5 protein-coding genes are annotated in these 17,235 nt (G+C 32.3%); 2 read left to right on the plus strand and 3 right to left on the minus strand.

Translation table 11 applies throughout. The annotated features are described in order from the left end of the window. Positions 1 to 57 precede the first annotated feature (57 nt). The 3 genes from ACFO3O_RS13780 to ACFO3O_RS13790 form a co-directional block, all read right to left on the minus strand. Positions 58 to 3,384, minus strand: coding sequence for a non-ribosomal peptide synthetase (locus ACFO3O_RS13780; protein WP_379979773.1), 3,327 nt, complete (start codon positions 3,382 to 3,384; stop codon positions 58 to 60). A gap of 147 nt (positions 3,385 to 3,531) precedes the next feature. Continuing rightward, positions 3,532 to 12,858 carry a non-ribosomal peptide synthetase gene (locus tag ACFO3O_RS13785; RefSeq protein WP_379979775.1) on the minus strand — a complete coding sequence of 3,109 codons (9,327 nt, stop codon included), beginning with the start codon at positions 12,856 to 12,858 and terminating at the stop codon, positions 3,532 to 3,534. Then, positions 12,858 to 13,385, minus strand: a complete 528-nt coding sequence (locus ACFO3O_RS13790) for a UpxY family transcription antiterminator (RefSeq protein WP_379979777.1) — start codon at positions 13,383 to 13,385, stop codon at positions 12,858 to 12,860. The genes ACFO3O_RS13785 and ACFO3O_RS13790 overlap by 1 nt, the downstream gene beginning before the upstream one ends. Positions 13,386 to 14,377: 992 nt before the next feature. Between ACFO3O_RS13790 and ACFO3O_RS13795 the strand changes: the two genes are divergently transcribed. Beyond that, positions 14,378 to 16,135: a helix-turn-helix domain-containing protein gene (locus tag ACFO3O_RS13795; RefSeq protein WP_379979779.1), complete on the plus strand. Its 1,758-nt coding sequence runs from the start codon at positions 14,378 to 14,380 to the stop codon at positions 16,133 to 16,135. Between the two features lie 905 nt (positions 16,136 to 17,040). Beyond that, positions 17,041 to 17,223 (plus strand): hypothetical protein, encoded by a 183-nt coding sequence (locus tag ACFO3O_RS13800; RefSeq protein WP_379979781.1) that lies wholly within the window; start codon positions 17,041 to 17,043, stop codon positions 17,221 to 17,223. Positions 17,224 to 17,235: the final 12 nt, after the last annotated feature.

The raw sequence follows: 17,235 nt of genomic DNA on the forward strand, positions 1-17,235 counted from the left end.
TGGCTATTGTACATAACCATGCGTTTAAGAAATAAATGCTTGTTAAAAATGAAGGGGTTAAATCGTTATTTCATCCAAATTATCAGCTGTTTCTAGTTCTAATTGATTTTGAAAAACAATAAATTGTAATTTCTTAGAAACTCCTGTAATCTCTTGGGTTTCGTATAAATCTTGAATGGAAAAGCGTGTGTTATAGGCTTTATTGATTTTATTAATTAAAACCGTGGCTTTTAAACTATTACCCCCCAATTCAAAAAAGTTATCGGTAACACCTATTTTTTCTAGCCCTAGTACTTCTTCCCATAATTGAGCTAGTGTTTCTTCTATTTCGTTTGATGGGGCTACGTACTCACGTTTTATAACGTCATCAGAGCTCACAGGCGGTAGTGCTTTCTTGTCTATTTTACCATTTGGCGTTAATGGCATTTCATCCAGAAATACATAATAACTCGGTAACATATATTCAGGCAATTCTTGCCCCAATGACAAACGAAGTTCTTGTTTATCTATTGAAGATGCACTTACTAAGTAACTAACAACAACTAACTCGTCTTGTACTTTTGAAGCCATCACAATACATTCATCAATACCTTCTTGTGATTGTAATACATGTTCAATTTCTCCTAATTCTATTCGATGTCCACGTATTTTTACTTGACTATCTTTTCTACCTACATATTCTATAGTACCATTGGGTAGCCATTTTCCTAGATCTCCGGTTTTATATAAGGTTCCGCTCCTGCCTGCTAGCGAGGCAGGTTCGCGAAAGCGGTTAACGACAAATTTCTCTTTTGTTAATGCTGGTTGATGTAAATATCCTCTTGATATGCCATCACCAGAAATACAAATTTCTCCAATAACACCTATGGGTTGTAATGCTAATGCATCTGAAAGGATGTAAAACTGAGTGTTATGAATCCCCTTTCCAATAGGGACGGAACGATCGTACTCTTTTTCTACTCGATAGATACTACTATAGGTCGTATCTTCTGATGGGCCGTATAAATTACGTAAGGCAATTCCTGAATCTTTGAAATAAGAAGTAATGCTGGCTGGAAATGGCTCTCCTGCAAGATTAATTCCTGCTACATTAGAAAAATTAACTTCCTTATCGATGAGCATCTTTAATACAGAAGGAACCGTATTTATCAAAATATGACTATCCGTATCTATATAATCACTGATAGATAATCCACTATCTAATAATCGGATAGGCTTCCCAATACTTAAAGGATAGAAAAATTCATACACAGATAAGTCAAAACAATGTGACGTTACTGCATATAATACCTCAAAAGGAGTATCGCTAAATTCACTCGCAGACCAATGCAACATTGAAGAAGCATTTTTATGTGTAATCATGACTCCTTTTGGCTTTCCTGTAGATCCTGAAGTGTAAATAATATACGCTAAGTTTTCTGACGTTATATGTATTTTAGGCAATTCCTTAGAAATAGGTTCGGCTGTTTTAAAAGCTATGATCACCTCTTCATCTATGGTTACTTTACACTGACTATCTTGTTCTATATACGCAATGCGTTGTTCAGGATACTTGGTATCTAAAGGAACATAGGCACATCCTGCTTTAAGAACAGCCAATAATGAAATAAGTAACCACTCACTACGATCTAATTTTACCCCCACCAAATTTTCTTGCTCTAAGCTGTAAGTACTCAATAAATAGTGTGATAACTGATTTGATAACTCATCTAACTCTTTGTACGTAAAACTCATATCACCAGACATCAAAGCGGTAGCATCTGGTGTCTTTTTTACTTGATTTACAAACAGATCTACTAGGGTAGTATCTGGATACTCAACCGTTGTGTTATTAAAATCGTTGAGTAATCTAGACTCCTCCTCTGAGGTTAGATAATTAATCGTCGCTACTTTTTCTTGTGGTTTTTGAATAGCTTTGGTTAAGAAATTCTCGAAATGAATATTTAAACTTTCTACAAAGTCTAATTCATAAATATCTGTATTGTATTCTATGTGTAATGATAACTTTTCTTTTTCTTCTGAAAAGATAAAACTCAAATCATATTTACTAAATGACTTATCCATATTTTGATATGGAGTTACCTCAACACCATCTAAGACCAGGCCTCCAGACACCAATAATCCTTGTTGGTTTTGAAAAACAACCAGTGCATCAAATAACACAGACCTACTCAAATCTCTTTGTACATCAAGTGCCTCAACCAAACTTCCAAAAGGATATTCTTGATGAGAATACGCCTTCAATAAGGTCTCTTTTTGTATAGCTAGTAACTCTTCAAAAGTAGCAGTTTCTTCAAAAGCTGTTCTGATGGCTAGTGTGTTCAAATATAAACCTACCTGATTTTCTAAATCTGTATGTTCTCTTCCTGCTACAGGAGTTCCTAGGATAATATCTCTCGTATTTGCATATCTAGATAGTAACCCATTAAGACCTGCCATGAGTACCATAAATAAGGTCATCCCGTTTTGTTGCGCATAGGTATTAAGTTGGGACGTAGATTCCTTAGAAAATATATAATCTATACTAGATCCGTTATAAGTTTTAAGTTTAGGTCTGATCGTATTGGAGGGTAATTCTAAAATAGGCAGATCTCCAGAAAATGTATCTAACCAAAATGCTTTAGATTTTTCTAAAACTTCTTGTCTAGCATCGCTGTTTTGCCATTCTGAATAATCTGTATATTGAATAGATAACTCTGGTAATACAACTTCTTCTCCTTTACACAACCCATTATAAATGGTCATAAATTCTGTACTCAATACACTCATTGACCATCCATCTCCAATAATGTGATGCATGTTCAGCATTAAGATATGTTTCTCTTCTGCTACTTTTACAATCTCGCCAAGAAATAAAGGTCCTTTTTCTAGGTCAAAAGCATGTCTTTGAATGGTATCTGAGTGATCTTTTAGTACTTGATTTGTAGCATTACTTAAATCTACAAATTCTAATTTCCCGTTATATTCATTTACGGGGATGACAAACTGCCCAAGAACTCCTTGTTCATCTTCTTTAAAAACAGTACGTAAACTCTCGTGTCTCGCAACCAATTTATTAAAAGCAACTGATAGCTTCTCAAAAGATAGCGTTCCTTTAAATTCAAATGCTTCAAATATATTATAAGCAGAATTTCCTGCGTCAAATTGGCTTAATGTCCATAATTGTTGTTGAGAAGAAGTAAGTGCATAATACGCTTTCTTTTCTGCTTTTGGTATAGATTCTGAAGAAGAAAGCAATGCGATTAACGCACTCTTATGAGCTTTAATCTCATCAATAATCTCTTGAGTCAGAGCATCCTTTGGAGCGTTAATTTTAAGACTTCCGTTTACAACCTTGAGTCCTATTTTTGACGACTGTAGCGTATGTATTAAATGTTCTATCACGACGTAAGTTTTTAAAGTTAATTTGAAATGTATAAATGGTTTCCAAGGTCATAAGCATTACTATTGTGAACTAAACCACAATAAATAATGATTAAAAATGGATGAAAAAGATGTAAATAGTATGGTTATACAGAGAATCTGTATGTATTAAATAGTGAGTTCATCTACACTATCTACGTTTAATTGATTCTGGAAAATAATAAATTGTAATTTCTTAGAAACACCTATTATCTCTTGGGTTTCATATAAGTCTTGAATTGAAAATCTAGTATCAAAAGACGTATTGATCCTATTCACTAAGACAGTAGCTTTTAAACTATTCCCTCCTAATTCAAAGAAATTATCGGTAATACCTATGCCTTCAACGCCTAATACTTCTTCCCAAAGAGTTACCAACTGCTCCTCTACCTCATTGATAGGTGCTATGTACTCTTGTTTAATAATATCTTCTGTGCTTACCTCAGGGAGCGCATCTTTATCGATCTTACCATTAGGTGTTAATGGCAATTCATCTAGAAATACATAATAACTTGGCACCATATATTCCGGTAATTCTAAGCTTAAGGATACGCGTAATTGTTGTTTATCTACAGGTGAAGAACTCACTAAATAGCTCACAATCGTGTGGTCATCATTAATATTTCTTACGACAACAACTGCCTGATCAATATGCGCTTGTCTTTGTAACACATGTTCGATCTCTCCTAATTCAATGCGATGTCCTCTTATTTTTACCTGACTGTCTTTCCTACCTAAATATATAATCGTACCATCAGCTAATCTCTTCCCTAAATCTCCTGTTTTATATAAGGTTCCGCTTTCGCGAAAGCGATTTTCTACAAATTTCTCTGCGGTTAATCCTGGTTTATTTAAGTATCCTCTTGATAACCCATCTCCAGAAATACATATCTCCCCTGCGATTCCTATGGGTTGTAATGACAATTCCTCTGATACAATATAAAATTGTGTATTATCTATCGCTTTACCAATAGGGACTGATCCATTATAAGATCCTTCTACTCTATAATAACTACTATAGGTCGTATCTTCTGACGGCCCGTATAAATTACGCACTGCAATGCCTGAGTTTTCAAAATAATTAGCAATAGAAACTGGAAAAGCTTCTCCTGCAAGATTAATTCCTACAGCGTTTTGAAAAGATACTTCCTTTTCTATAAGTGTTTGTATCACCGATGGAACCGTATTAATTAATACATTCTTATCGATATCAATATAATCTTCAATAGACAATCCATTAGGTAATAAACGAATTTGCTTTCCAACACTTAATGGATAGAACAACTCATATACCGATAAATCAAAGCAATGCGATGTTCCTGCATATAGGATATCAAAATTTGTATTGCTAAATTCTCTTCGCGACCAATGCAACATAGAAGAAGCATTTTTATGAGTGATCATCACGCCTTTAGGTTTTCCTGTAGATCCTGAAGTATAAATAATATATGCCAAATGATCTGTATTAAAAGGCACTTTTGGAAGTGTATTTGAAATAGTGTCTGCATTCTTAAAGTCGCCTAAAACCGCCTGGTCTATAGTTACTTTACACTGACTATCTTGCTCTATATACGCAATGCGCTGTTCAGGATAATTAGTGTCTAACGGAACGTAGGCACATCCAGCTTTTAAAACAGCTAATAATGTAATCAATAACCACTCTGTACGCTCTAGCTTCACACCTACGAGATCTTCGACAGCTAAATCGTAGTGTACTAATAAATAATGAGCTAACGCATTGGATTGTTCATCCAAATCTTTGTACGTAAATCTCTGGTCTCCGAAAACAAGTGCCGTAGCTTCTGGTGTTTTTGTAACTTGAGCTACAAATAAATCCACCACGGTCGTCTCTGGATATGCAACAGCTGTATCATTAAAATCATATAATAATTGAGATTCTTCTGAAGACCCTAAGTAATTAACACTTGCTACAGGTTGACTTGGTGTTTCAATTCCTTCTAATAAAAAGTTAGTAAAGTGATAACATAAACGCTCTACGAAGTCTACCTCATAAATATCTGTGTTGTATTCTATTTGTAATGACAATTGACCTTTTTTCTCTGAGAATATAAAACTTAAATCAAATTGGCTTACTTTTCTTTGATACCCTTCATATGGACGGATACTTAATCCTTCTACATCTAAATGATCATCATCAAATATATCTTGCTGATTTTGGAACACAACAAGCACATCAAATAACGCAGATCTGCTAGTATCTCTTCCTAACCCTAATTTTTCTACCAATTGATCCAAAGGATATCCTTGGTGTGAATAGGCATTTAATAGTGTCTCTTTCTGCACGCTTACTAACTCTTCAAAAGTTGCTTCTTTTTCAAAGATGGTTCTAACAGCTAACGTGTTTAAGTATAATCCTACTTGGTTTTCTAATTCACTGTGCTCTCTTCCTGCCATGGGAGTTCCTACAATAATATTAGTGGTATTGGTATATCTGGATAGAATTCCATTAACACCCGCAATCAAGACCATAAACAAACTAGTGCTTTGCTTTTCTGAAAACATGCGCAAGTTGGCACTTGTATCTTTTGAGAAATCATACGTAAATGAATCTCCTACATAGGTTTTAATTTTTGGCCTCATTTTGTTTGTAGGAAGCTGTAACACGGGTATGTCTCCACTAAAAGTATTTAACCAATACTCCTCAGATATTTTTAAGGAGTTTGTTTGGGCTTCACTTCGCATCCAAGTGGCATAATCTTTATACTGTACGGTAAGTTCTGGCAATTGAATCTCTTTTCCTTGAACCAAATGATCGTAAATAGTCATAAACTCTTTACTTAATATCTCCATAGACCAACCATCACTTATAATATGATGCATATTAAAAAGCAACACATGTCTATCTTCTGATAATCTTACAAGAGTGACACGCATTAAAGGTGCTTCGCTAAGATCAAATTGGTATTTATAACTATTGATTACTCTTTTTTCTAGAGCTTCTTCTTGATCTTCAACATCACTATAATCATAGCAATCAATATCAAACTCAACAGCCAAAGCATCTACGACATACTGACGTACTTCTCCTTCATCATTTCTTTTAAAGAATGTTCTCAATACTTCATGTCTAGCAATAACCATATGGAATGCTTCTTTTAAGTTTGCTACATCTAGCGTCCCTTCCAGCTCAAACGAGCCTGGAATGTTATAGGCTCTATTCCCTCCTTCAAACTGACTTAAAATCCACAAACGATGTTGTGAAGATGTCAATACATAGTCTTCTTGTACGGGTACTTTTGGAATGGTACCATACGTACGATTTCCTAATGTAGGAATCATCATCGCTATGGTAGGATTAAGAAACATATCTTTTACCGTAATGTCATATCCTAACCTACTTTTTATCTTATTAACAACTAGGGTCATTTTAAGGCTATGTCCACCCAGCTCAAAGAAATTATCCATAAGCCCTATCTTTTCTATACCCAACACTTCTTGCCATATAGCAACGAGTTGTCTTTCTATAGTTGTTATAGGGGCTACATAAGTATTCTTAATTCTATCTTTAGACTGAATAGAAGGTAATGCCTTCTTATCTGTTTTACCATTAGAAGTTAAAGGTATTTCTGCTAATTCTACATAATAATTAGGCAACATATAATCGGGTAATTGCTTACTGAGTTTTAAGCGTAACTCTTGCTTATCAATAGGTGTATTTCCTACCACATAAGCTACAATCGCCTGCTCTCCTTCAACTTCTTTAACCACAACTACACATTGATCAATCATATCTTCAGAAGATAACGCAGAGGCTATCTCTCCTAATTCTATACGGTAACCTCTTATTTTTACCTGATCATCTTTACGACCTAAAAAGGTTATCGTGCCGTCTGATTCCCACTTGGCAATATCTCCTGTCTTATAAAGTTTTGCTCCCTCTATAAAAGGATGCGCTACAAATTTTTCTTTAGTTAATGCTTCTTGATGTAAATACCCTCTTGACAATCCATCACCAGAAATACATAATTCTCCAAAAACACCTATAGGTTGTAATGATAAATCATCCGATAGGATATACACTTCTGTATTAGCTACAGGTGTTCCTATAGAAATAATATCTTTTCCCAAATGGTTCTCATTCACTTTACACATGGTAGAACTGATAGTGGTTTCTGTAGGACCATATTCATTATAAAAATCAGTAACAGCACATAATTTTTTAGCTAAATTTTGAGGACAAGCCTCTCCACCCGCGATAATTCTTTGTAATTCTTTACATGAACTAAGATCATTTAAATGTTCTAAATAACTTGGCGTTGCATGTATATGTGTGATAGCGTATTCTTGTAACACTTTCGTGAAATCTACCGGATTAAGTATACGATCTTTAGATACGCCTACAAGTGTAGCTCCGTGTAATAGTGCTAAAAATATTTGCTCCATTGAAGCATCAAAAGCAGGGTTTGAAAATTGTAATACACGCTCTGAACTCATGAAATCAAAAGCCTTCCCTTGCCCTACAATATAATTGACCAAACTTCTATGCTCAATCATCACACCTTTAGGGTTTCCTGTTGACCCTGATGTGTAAATAATATATGCCAGGTTAATAGCTTCTAGAGAAATCTTAGGCAACTGTGTGCTATATCGGTCTTGTTTGGTAACAAAATCAGATATAACCATATCGTTTATAGTCACTTTACTATTACTATCATTTTCGATATAATCGATACGCTGTTGTGGATAATTAGGATCCACTGGCACATAAGCACCTCCTGTTTTTAAGATTGCTAGTAATGAAATATATAACCACTCGCTACGCTCTAATTTTACGGTAACTAAATCTTCTTTTTCAATAGAAAAGCCTGTCAATAAGTAATTGGCAAACTGATTTGAAATAGTATCCAATTCTCTATATGTAAACCTATTGTCATCAAATACTAATGCAGTAGCATCTGGTGTGTTTTCTACTTGTGCAACAAATAGATCCACAATAGTCTTCTCAGATGGATAAGTCACACTTGTTGCATTAAAATCATGCAATAGCATCTCTTTTTCTGATGTTGGAATATAATCTACTTCACTTAAAGGCTGTGAAGGATGTAAGATAAGACCCTCAAGCACATTCAAATAAGCCACTAAGATACGCTCCATAGTCGTATGCATAAAGATATCTGCATTGTAATCCCAATCTATAGAGATTCTTCTGTCCTGTTGATTCCCTACGGTATAATCTATCTGCTCATAAACAGTATTTACAACAACACTTATATCAAATTGTGACGCTTTATTATGTCCTTTTATAATTTCTATCTCCGCATCTAGCAATGACATACTCTGTATAGGAACGTTTATAAAACTAAACATATATTGAAAAAGCGGATGCGTATGTAACCCTCTTTCTGGATTTATTCTCTCTACAACTTTACCAAAAGGAGTGTCTTCTTGAGAATACGCGTTCAAACAAGTCTCTTTTACTTCTTGAAGCACGTCTAAAAGTGTACTATCATTTGAAAATGTGGTTCTTAAAGCGATGGTATTTACAATCATTCCTAACACTTCCTGAAACTCTTTATAACGTCTATTGGCTACTGCAGTTCCCACACAAATATCTGTATGGTTACTATATTTAGAAAGCGTTATTTTAAAGGCCGCCATCATTGTAATAAATAATGATACTTGTTGCTTTTCAGAAAACCGTCTCAATTTTTCAGAAAATTCAGATGAAAACACATAAGAAATAGTCCCTCCGTTTTTACTTGAAGTCTCTGGTCTATTATAATCTAACGGAAGTAATTGCTCATTAGAGAACCCTTCAAATTTCTGCTCCCAGAAATCTAATTTTTGGTTGAGTACGCTTTCGCGAAAGCTTTCTTTTTCCCAGTAGGCGTAATCCTTAAAAGACACTTTAGGCTTTTTAACCTCAAACGCTGGGTTTCTTTTTAATTCGTTATAAATATCTACGAAATCTCTAAATAAAATTCCCTGTGTCCATCCATCTAAAATTAAATGGTGCTCACAGAATAAAAGTACATTTTCTTGATGAGAAAACTTAAGTAGTTCAACTCTAAACAAAGGTCCTTCTTCTATTTCAAAAGAGATACTTTCTAGTTGATTGAGACGGTCAGAAATCACCTCTTCTTTTGCTGCTTCTCTAATTTCTGTGCAATCTACAACAGGAATTTTATACGCAAATGGAGATAGTATTTTTTGATAAGGTGCGCCCTCATGATTTACAAATACAGTTCTTAAAATCTCATGCTTTTCTATGAGTTTAGAAAATGTTTGTTCTAATACTTTTTTGTCAACACTACCTGTTAATCTAATGGCTCTAGACACGTGATATGAAGTATCTTCTGTATCTAATTGATTTAGAAACCATAACCTATCTTGAGCAAAAGATAATGGATAAAACTCTTGAACAGGGGCTATAATATTTTGAATTTCTTTTTTGTCAAGAGAAGGAACGAGTTCGCTGATCTCTTTTATCGTTGGAGATTTATAGAAATCTTGTAAAGATAGCTCAACTCCTTTCTGATCTCTTAAACTACTAATAAACTGATTTGCAAGTAGTGAATGACCTCCTAACTCAAAGAAGCTCACAGTCACATCTACCTCATCTAGCTTTAGTAACTCTTGCCAAATTGCTGCAATCTCCTTCTCTTCTTTTGTAGAAGGAAGTTCGACAACTTTATTTGTATTAATGGTTACAGGCTTTGGTAAATTTTGAATATCTATTTTACCATTAGGTAATAATGGTAATGCATCTATGATGACAAAATGCGTAGGGATCATAAAAGCGGGTAGATTATCTTTTAAATCTACTACTAATGAATTTATGTTTACAAAAGACTCATTAGCGACCAAATACGCAATTAAAATGGGCATTCCTTTCACCTCATCAATACACACATAACTATCTAACACATATGCATTTGCTTGTTGTATCGCTTGTTCAATTTCTTCTATTTCTATTCTGTAACCTCTATAACTTAACTGGTTGTCTTTCCTTCCAAAAAAGATAAGATTATTATGAACATCCCATTTTCCAAGATCACCCGTTTTGTAAATGCGTTTTCCATTTATATCTAAAAATGCCTGATCTGTAAGTTCTTTCTTATTCAAATAAGAAACAGCCAGTCCTATTCCCGAAAGTCCGATCTCTCCAATCGCTCCTTTAGGTAATATTTTTGTGCCATCTAGAAGATATACCCCTCTGTTTGTAATAGGTTTTCCAATAGGAAGTGAAGCATCTGCTTTTGTTACTTTATGATAGGTAGCACACACCGTACTTTCTGTGGGTCCATACGTATTATATACATTATAAACATCTATAAGTTGATTTACTTGATGGGGTTTTAATACGTCTCCCCCACTAATAAGTGTTTTAAATCTCAAATTATACTTCCTATGATTATCATTAAGATATTGTAACACAAAAGGATTGGTGCTTAATAATGTAACCTTGTAATATTCACATTCTTGAAGTAGCTTGTTAAAATCTTTTGTGTCATTTGCAATGACCAAGTTTCCTCCTACTGATAGAATTGGAAAAATTTCTTCAATAGACGTGTCAAAAGAAGTAGACGCTTGTTGTAAAACAACGTCCTGAGTATCAAGTTTAAAATAGTCTCTAAATGTCAATATATAATCATATAAAGATGCGTGATTAATCACAACACCTTTAGGCTTTCCTGTAGATCCTGAAGTGTATATGATATATGCTTCATTAGCAGGTTCTAATTGAACTGGTTTATAATTTTCTAAAGAAGTTCTAGCTTCTATAATAGTATCTATATTACACTCTATCTCTTCGGCTATTGTTTGTGAAGCCGTATCTGTTAAGATAAAGTCTAATTGAGCATCTTCAATAATGTATTGCTTTCTTTCTTCTGGATATGAATCATCAATGGGTACATATATAGCACCTGCCTTTAATGTCGCTAGAATTCCAACAATACTCTTTTCTGATCGTGAAAGCATGACTCCTATTTTTGCTCCTTTTTGAACACCTCTGATTTGCAAGTATGCAGCTACTGCATTTGCATATAGATCAAGCGTTTGATAGGTTAAAGAAGTTGTTTGATAGGTAACTGCCTTTTCTAAAGAATGATTGGAGAATGCTACTTCCCAAAGATCTAAAAAGGTCTCTTGAGGTCGCTCTTCATGCATCCCGTTTGAAATAGCTTCTATTTCTTGTAATTGCAATTCACTAGAAATTTGGATTTCTGCTATCGCTGTATTTTTAATGTCATTTAATTGTGTTAATACATTTACAAAAGAGGTAATCAATTGATTTGCTTCAAACTTAGATACATATTGTTCATTGATATCAAATCTAAAACTGATCTTTCTATCCATACCTTCAAAAACATGTATTGAGATAGGATCTTCTTCACTATCGTTAGATAAAGGAAAAATATCTGTTGTATTTTCTGAAAACTCAGCTTCATATTGCATACGCTCATATGACAATCGCACATCATATAGTTTTGAAGCTTCTTGAGATAAATTTCTTAAAATATCAGCTTGCTGAAAACGCTGATGTCTATAACACATAAAGAGTGTACTCTTAATTTCTTTTATAAAATCAATAACAGATACACTGGTATCTAGTGAAAGTTTTAACGGTAATAAGCTTAGGAAAGGTCCGAACGTACGTTTTTCGGCTGCATTTTTTCTATTTAATATAGGCATTCCAAGATTTACTTCCTCTGTATTGTAATATTTTGATAATACAATAGAGAAACACCCCAATAATAAATGAAAAATTCCTAATCGTTCTGTTTTTGCAAATTCCCAAAAAGCTTCATTTTCATTTTCAGATAACGCAATTTCAATATTACAATGACTTGTTGTTTTGTTTGTTCCTGTGTATATTAAAGAAGGTAATGCTGCATAACGATCTAACCAAAAATCCATATCATCAGAAAACTCATCAGAAGTTCTGTATGCCTCTTCAGAATTGATAAAGGCTTCATAAGAATAGGTGTTTTTCTCAACACAAGCATCATCATACAAAACATCTGTACTTAATTGCTTATAAATTCTATTGACTTTATTGTATAATAATTGGAAAGAAAAACCATCCGATATAATATGATGGAGTTTTGAGTACCATATATAAGAGGTAGGCGTTATTTTAATAAGCCACATCTTATATAGTTGCGTATCATTTTTAAGATCAAAAGGAATGACAAAATCTTCTTCTATTGCCTTGATTGCTTTTGATTGATCAGATTCTTCTAGATAAGTCAAAGCTGCATTTAGATCTGTATCCTGAATAGTATATGCTGGGAATCCACTCTTTTCCTCGAAAGCAAAAGAAAAGATATCATTTTCCTTTGCTAGGATATCTATAGCTAGCCGAAAACGATCAACATCAATGCTGCCATGTATAAATGCGTAACCTCCAATATTATATTTTGGAGACTCACTTTCAAGCATCTGATCTAGCCAGATATACTTCTGTACGTTTGTTACATTATTTTTCATCAGACTGCTTTTGATAGTTTAGACAAATAGTGACTAGGTAATGTTGCTGTAATGTTCTGATTTATAGAATCCATCCTAACAACAATCTTGTTATTGTTATTGACATTTAGAATTTCACATTCTAATCCAGTAAAAGCTCCATATTGAATTAATGCAATCTCACCTTCCTCTAACCTATCTGTTGTTTTCTCAACATTCGTGATATCATCAGTAGTGAGTAAGAATTTAATTTTTTGGATTTCACTATCCCTTATAGTAGCATAACTTGATCCACACTTAACAAAAGTGCAAGCTCCATTTATAGAAAAAGCCTTATGAAAGTCTTGAGCACTCTCAATCTTAACAAACACATAAGATGGAAAAAGAGGAATCTCTATCATCTTTTTTCGGTCGCTCCATGTACGAATAGTCTTCACTAGAGGTAGAAATGACTCTAAATTGACTTCTTTTAATAAATTATCTACTTTTCTTTCATGGCGTGACTTAACATAAAGAACATACCATCCTGCGTTTATAAGTTTTCCCATAACTATGATTTTTATTTGAGCAATTACTAGGTATTAGTAACTATATATTTTGAAGTTTAAAAAATAGAGTAGATAAAGAATCTTAAAAAAAGACATAGCTTCGCTTCCTTGACTCACATCACGTTCATTCTTAAAAGGAAATTATGTTGTAAAAGAAACTGATCTTTATTGTATCATATAGTTTGATACAGAAACTCTCTTTATATATAGGTTGAGAGTTGATTTCAGATTACATATTTGTAATCATCTAATCCAGGTCCAAAATTTCAACTGTTTATAATAAGTGTGCAACAATCTGCTTTACTTATTAATTTGACACAAACATATATCAAAACAAGCCTTCAAAAAAGGGAACAATGTCCGTTTTCAGGAAAGTTCACCCGTATTTCGCGGAAAACAGAGAGTATGAAATTTAAAACAAAATACTGTTAATCAATTGTTTGAAAAAAATTTGTTGAAATTACTGTAAAAATTACGCTACAATAATCATTTCAACAAAAAAATCATAAAACCGATAGTATTTACCTTAATTTCACATACGAGATAGTAATGAGTAAAAAACAAATCAATAACTTGCATTTATAGGAAAATAAATAAAATACGAGGAGCACCTAGAAATAGATCCTTGCATAAAATTAAAAAGTTAATGTAACTTGTGAATTATATTTAATTTAGATATAAATGGGTAACAATATTGAAGAAATGACATTTATTATAAAGAGTACCTTTTTAAAAACACTTTACTCATTATAAAACAAGACAATAATAATCTACATTAAATTTTGGTGAAGTGTAACTATCTGATTATTATTACAAAGTTTATGAAACAACTTCATAAACACCCATACTTAAATAACTATTAACTTAAATCGATAAAAATACCGCAATAAAACAAATTTAGCATAAACATTTATCCTTCCCCCCTCTTGTAAATTCTAGGATTAAAAGCTTAAGAAATTGCATTTAAAAATATCTTTCTAGATATGCATAAGATGATAAAAAATAAATTCGTTAGCACCTGCCTATTAACCTTTTTTGGCCTTAATATTACGCACGCACAGCTATCTAATACTAAAAAAATACAACTCCTCGCCGAAGAAAGTTATCAAGAATTATTAGAAAATTACAATAGTAATGATTCTAAAAGTGATATAGAAACTGATCAATTGTACGCCAAGGCTTTTTTACTAAAAGCTAAAGAAGAAAATAATCCCATCAAAATAGCTGATGCATATTATATGCTTTCTGATTTGTATACTAAAACTTCTAAAAATGAACAAGCTCTAGCTTATGCTGATTCTATTATAGCAATTACAAAAAATAAAAACAACTATAGTTATCCTGCAAAAGCACATTTATTAAAAGCCAAAATTCTAGGATCCCAGAGTAATTTTCAAGATTCCATGAATGAATTGGCAGAGGCAAATAAATATGCTAACATCAATAAAAATGAGGATCAGCAATACCAAATAAAATATTTCATTGCTATTTTAAAAAGTAATCTAGGACAAAGTGAAGAAAGTTTAAAACTTTTTAAGAGTATAGTCGAATATTATGAAAATAAATATCAAGAAAACAGAGAGTATGAAAATGAATATATACGATCATTATACGCATATGGAATTGCTTTTAATACCTCAAAAAAGTATGACTCTGTTCAAAAAATAAATGATAAAGCCATACAATTAAGTTTAAGAACTAACGATAGTAGTTATTATAACAGGTTACTCCTCTCCTCTGCATCTGTACTTTATAATAAAAAAGAATATAAATCTAGTCTTGATAGCATTAGAAAATTACAAAAAATCAGTTCAAGCAGAAGCAATAACGATGCGACCAAGAATACCATAAATTTTTTATTAGGGAGAATATTTTACCAACAGAAAAAAGTAGATTCTTCCCTACATTACCTTCTTAAAGTTGATTCATTTGCATTCAAAAATAAATTCTTTTTCCCTTCGATAAGAGAAAATTATGAATTATTAATTCAACATTATAAAAAGGAAAAGAACATAGAAAAACAGTTATTCTTCATAGACAGATTACTTCTAGTTGACAGTATTTTAGATAATGACGTAAAATATTTATCTTCTCAAATAAATGAGGAGTACTCTAAACCCAACCTTATTCTGGAAAAACAACAGATTATAGAATCATTAGAGAAAAATAATATCACCAAAATAATAGTCTTAGTCATTTTATCTGTCTTTGTTCTTTTACTAGTTATTATAATAATTAGAAATAAGAAAAAACAAAAGATTTATCAAAAGCGTTTTCAGGAGCTATTAGAAAATAAAAAATCAACCGAAACCAAAATTACAAAAGAAAAAGAAGTTCAAACTAATACCCAAAAAAAACCAAAAGAAATTGGCATCTCAGAAATCATAGTAAATGACATCTTAAAAAACCTAGAGAGGTTTGAAGAAAACAACGATTTCTTACAGTCTAACATCTCTGTGGCTAGTCTAGCAAAACGATTTAAAACAAACTCAAAATATTTATCAAAAATCATCAACGTTCATAAGGACAAAAGTTTTAGTAATTATGTAAATGAATTGCGTATCAACTATGTGATAGAAGAATTAAAAATTAATACTAAGTTTAGAAAATATACTATAAGAGCCATTGCAAATGAAATAGGCTTTAATACTACAGAAGCTTTTTCTAAGTCATTTTACAAAACAACAGGCATATATCCTTCTTTCTTCATGAAGCAGCTTGAAAAGCAAGAGATTTCAAAAAAAATGTAAATAATCTCAGTGTGAGCATAACAATAATTACATTAAAATAAATTCAAATGATCAATCTTGTGGGGGTCTGTAAATTAAACTCTGTCTGTTGTTTCAATTCCTTTGGGGCTAGCCCCAAAGGAATTGGTGTTTAATATCAAGGGTATCCTCTCCCCAAATTTAATATAAAGCTGTTGAACAGTCAGGCTCCAATTATGTAAAGGAGGGTGTAATATTTATATTTTATTACTTTCTAAAAATCTTAAAATAGTGAGTAATGATTTTCCTTTAATAGAATACTCCCAACAATTTTAACACAGATCAATCTAAAGGATCATCCTCAAAATACTTATTTAACTCTTAATCTAATTACTTTTTCCATACCAGCTTTATTACATATATAATTTTTATAGTCCTTTAACAATATACTTTGTCAAAGTCTATTTTCAAGACAAATCCAATATCTAGATAAGCCCTTTTCAATAATCCTATCAACTTTTAGATAGAATAAAAATCAACGATATCCATAGGGCAAATCAAACGAAATAGAAACAATGAGATAGTATTATTTTTTATAAAAACAGCTACTTGATCTCATACTCAAGATTACTATTTTTCTTAAAATACAAGTGAAAAATTGGAATAAAAAACTCTTCTGAAATTAAAATTATAGCGTAAATATTGAATTTTGACAAACTATTCCCTTTCTAAATAACACAAATATTAAGAGTTAGCTTTCAAAAGTATTTTAAAAACTCTTTTTTTTAATTAAACACAAACAATTGATTTTCAGATTTTTAAATATCTGTTTTCAGGAAAACAGACACCTTAATTCCTGAAAACATACAGCTTCCCCTGAAAATATACCCATTTTTAAAAGCATCAATAGTAGTTTAGCAGTGTCATTAATCGTAAAAATTATAACCATGAAAACAATTAGTAAAAAAAACACATTAAGTCTTGAGAAATTTCAAATTGCTAAACTAAACAACTTACGTAGTATTAAAGGTGGGATAGCAAATAATAATGAAGAGGAGACTCAGGAAGAAGATACTACTACTATTTGGACAACAACTATGACAAAAATTGATCCATCAATAAGTGGGTAATTTTTATCATAG

The sequence above is a fragment of the Dokdonia ponticola genome, assembly GCF_042653865.1.
GTDB classification, from domain to species: domain Bacteria; phylum Bacteroidota; class Bacteroidia; order Flavobacteriales; family Flavobacteriaceae; genus Dokdonia; species Dokdonia ponticola.

Excerpts from the sequence above, each read along its gene's own strand:
- ACFO3O_RS13800 (WP_379979781.1), top strand. The coding sequence starts at position 17,041 with ATGAAAACAATTAGTAAAAAAAACACATTAAGTCTTGAGAAATTTCAA.
- ACFO3O_RS13795 (WP_379979779.1), top strand. The coding sequence starts at position 14,378 with ATGATAAAAAATAAATTCGTTAGCACCTGCCTATTAACCTTTTTTGGC.
- ACFO3O_RS13785 (WP_379979775.1), bottom strand. The coding sequence starts at position 12,858 with ATGAAAAATAATGTAACAAACGTACAGAAGTATATCTGGCTAGATCAG.
- ACFO3O_RS13790 (WP_379979777.1), bottom strand. The coding sequence starts at position 13,385 with ATGGGAAAACTTATAAACGCAGGATGGTATGTTCTTTATGTTAAGTCA.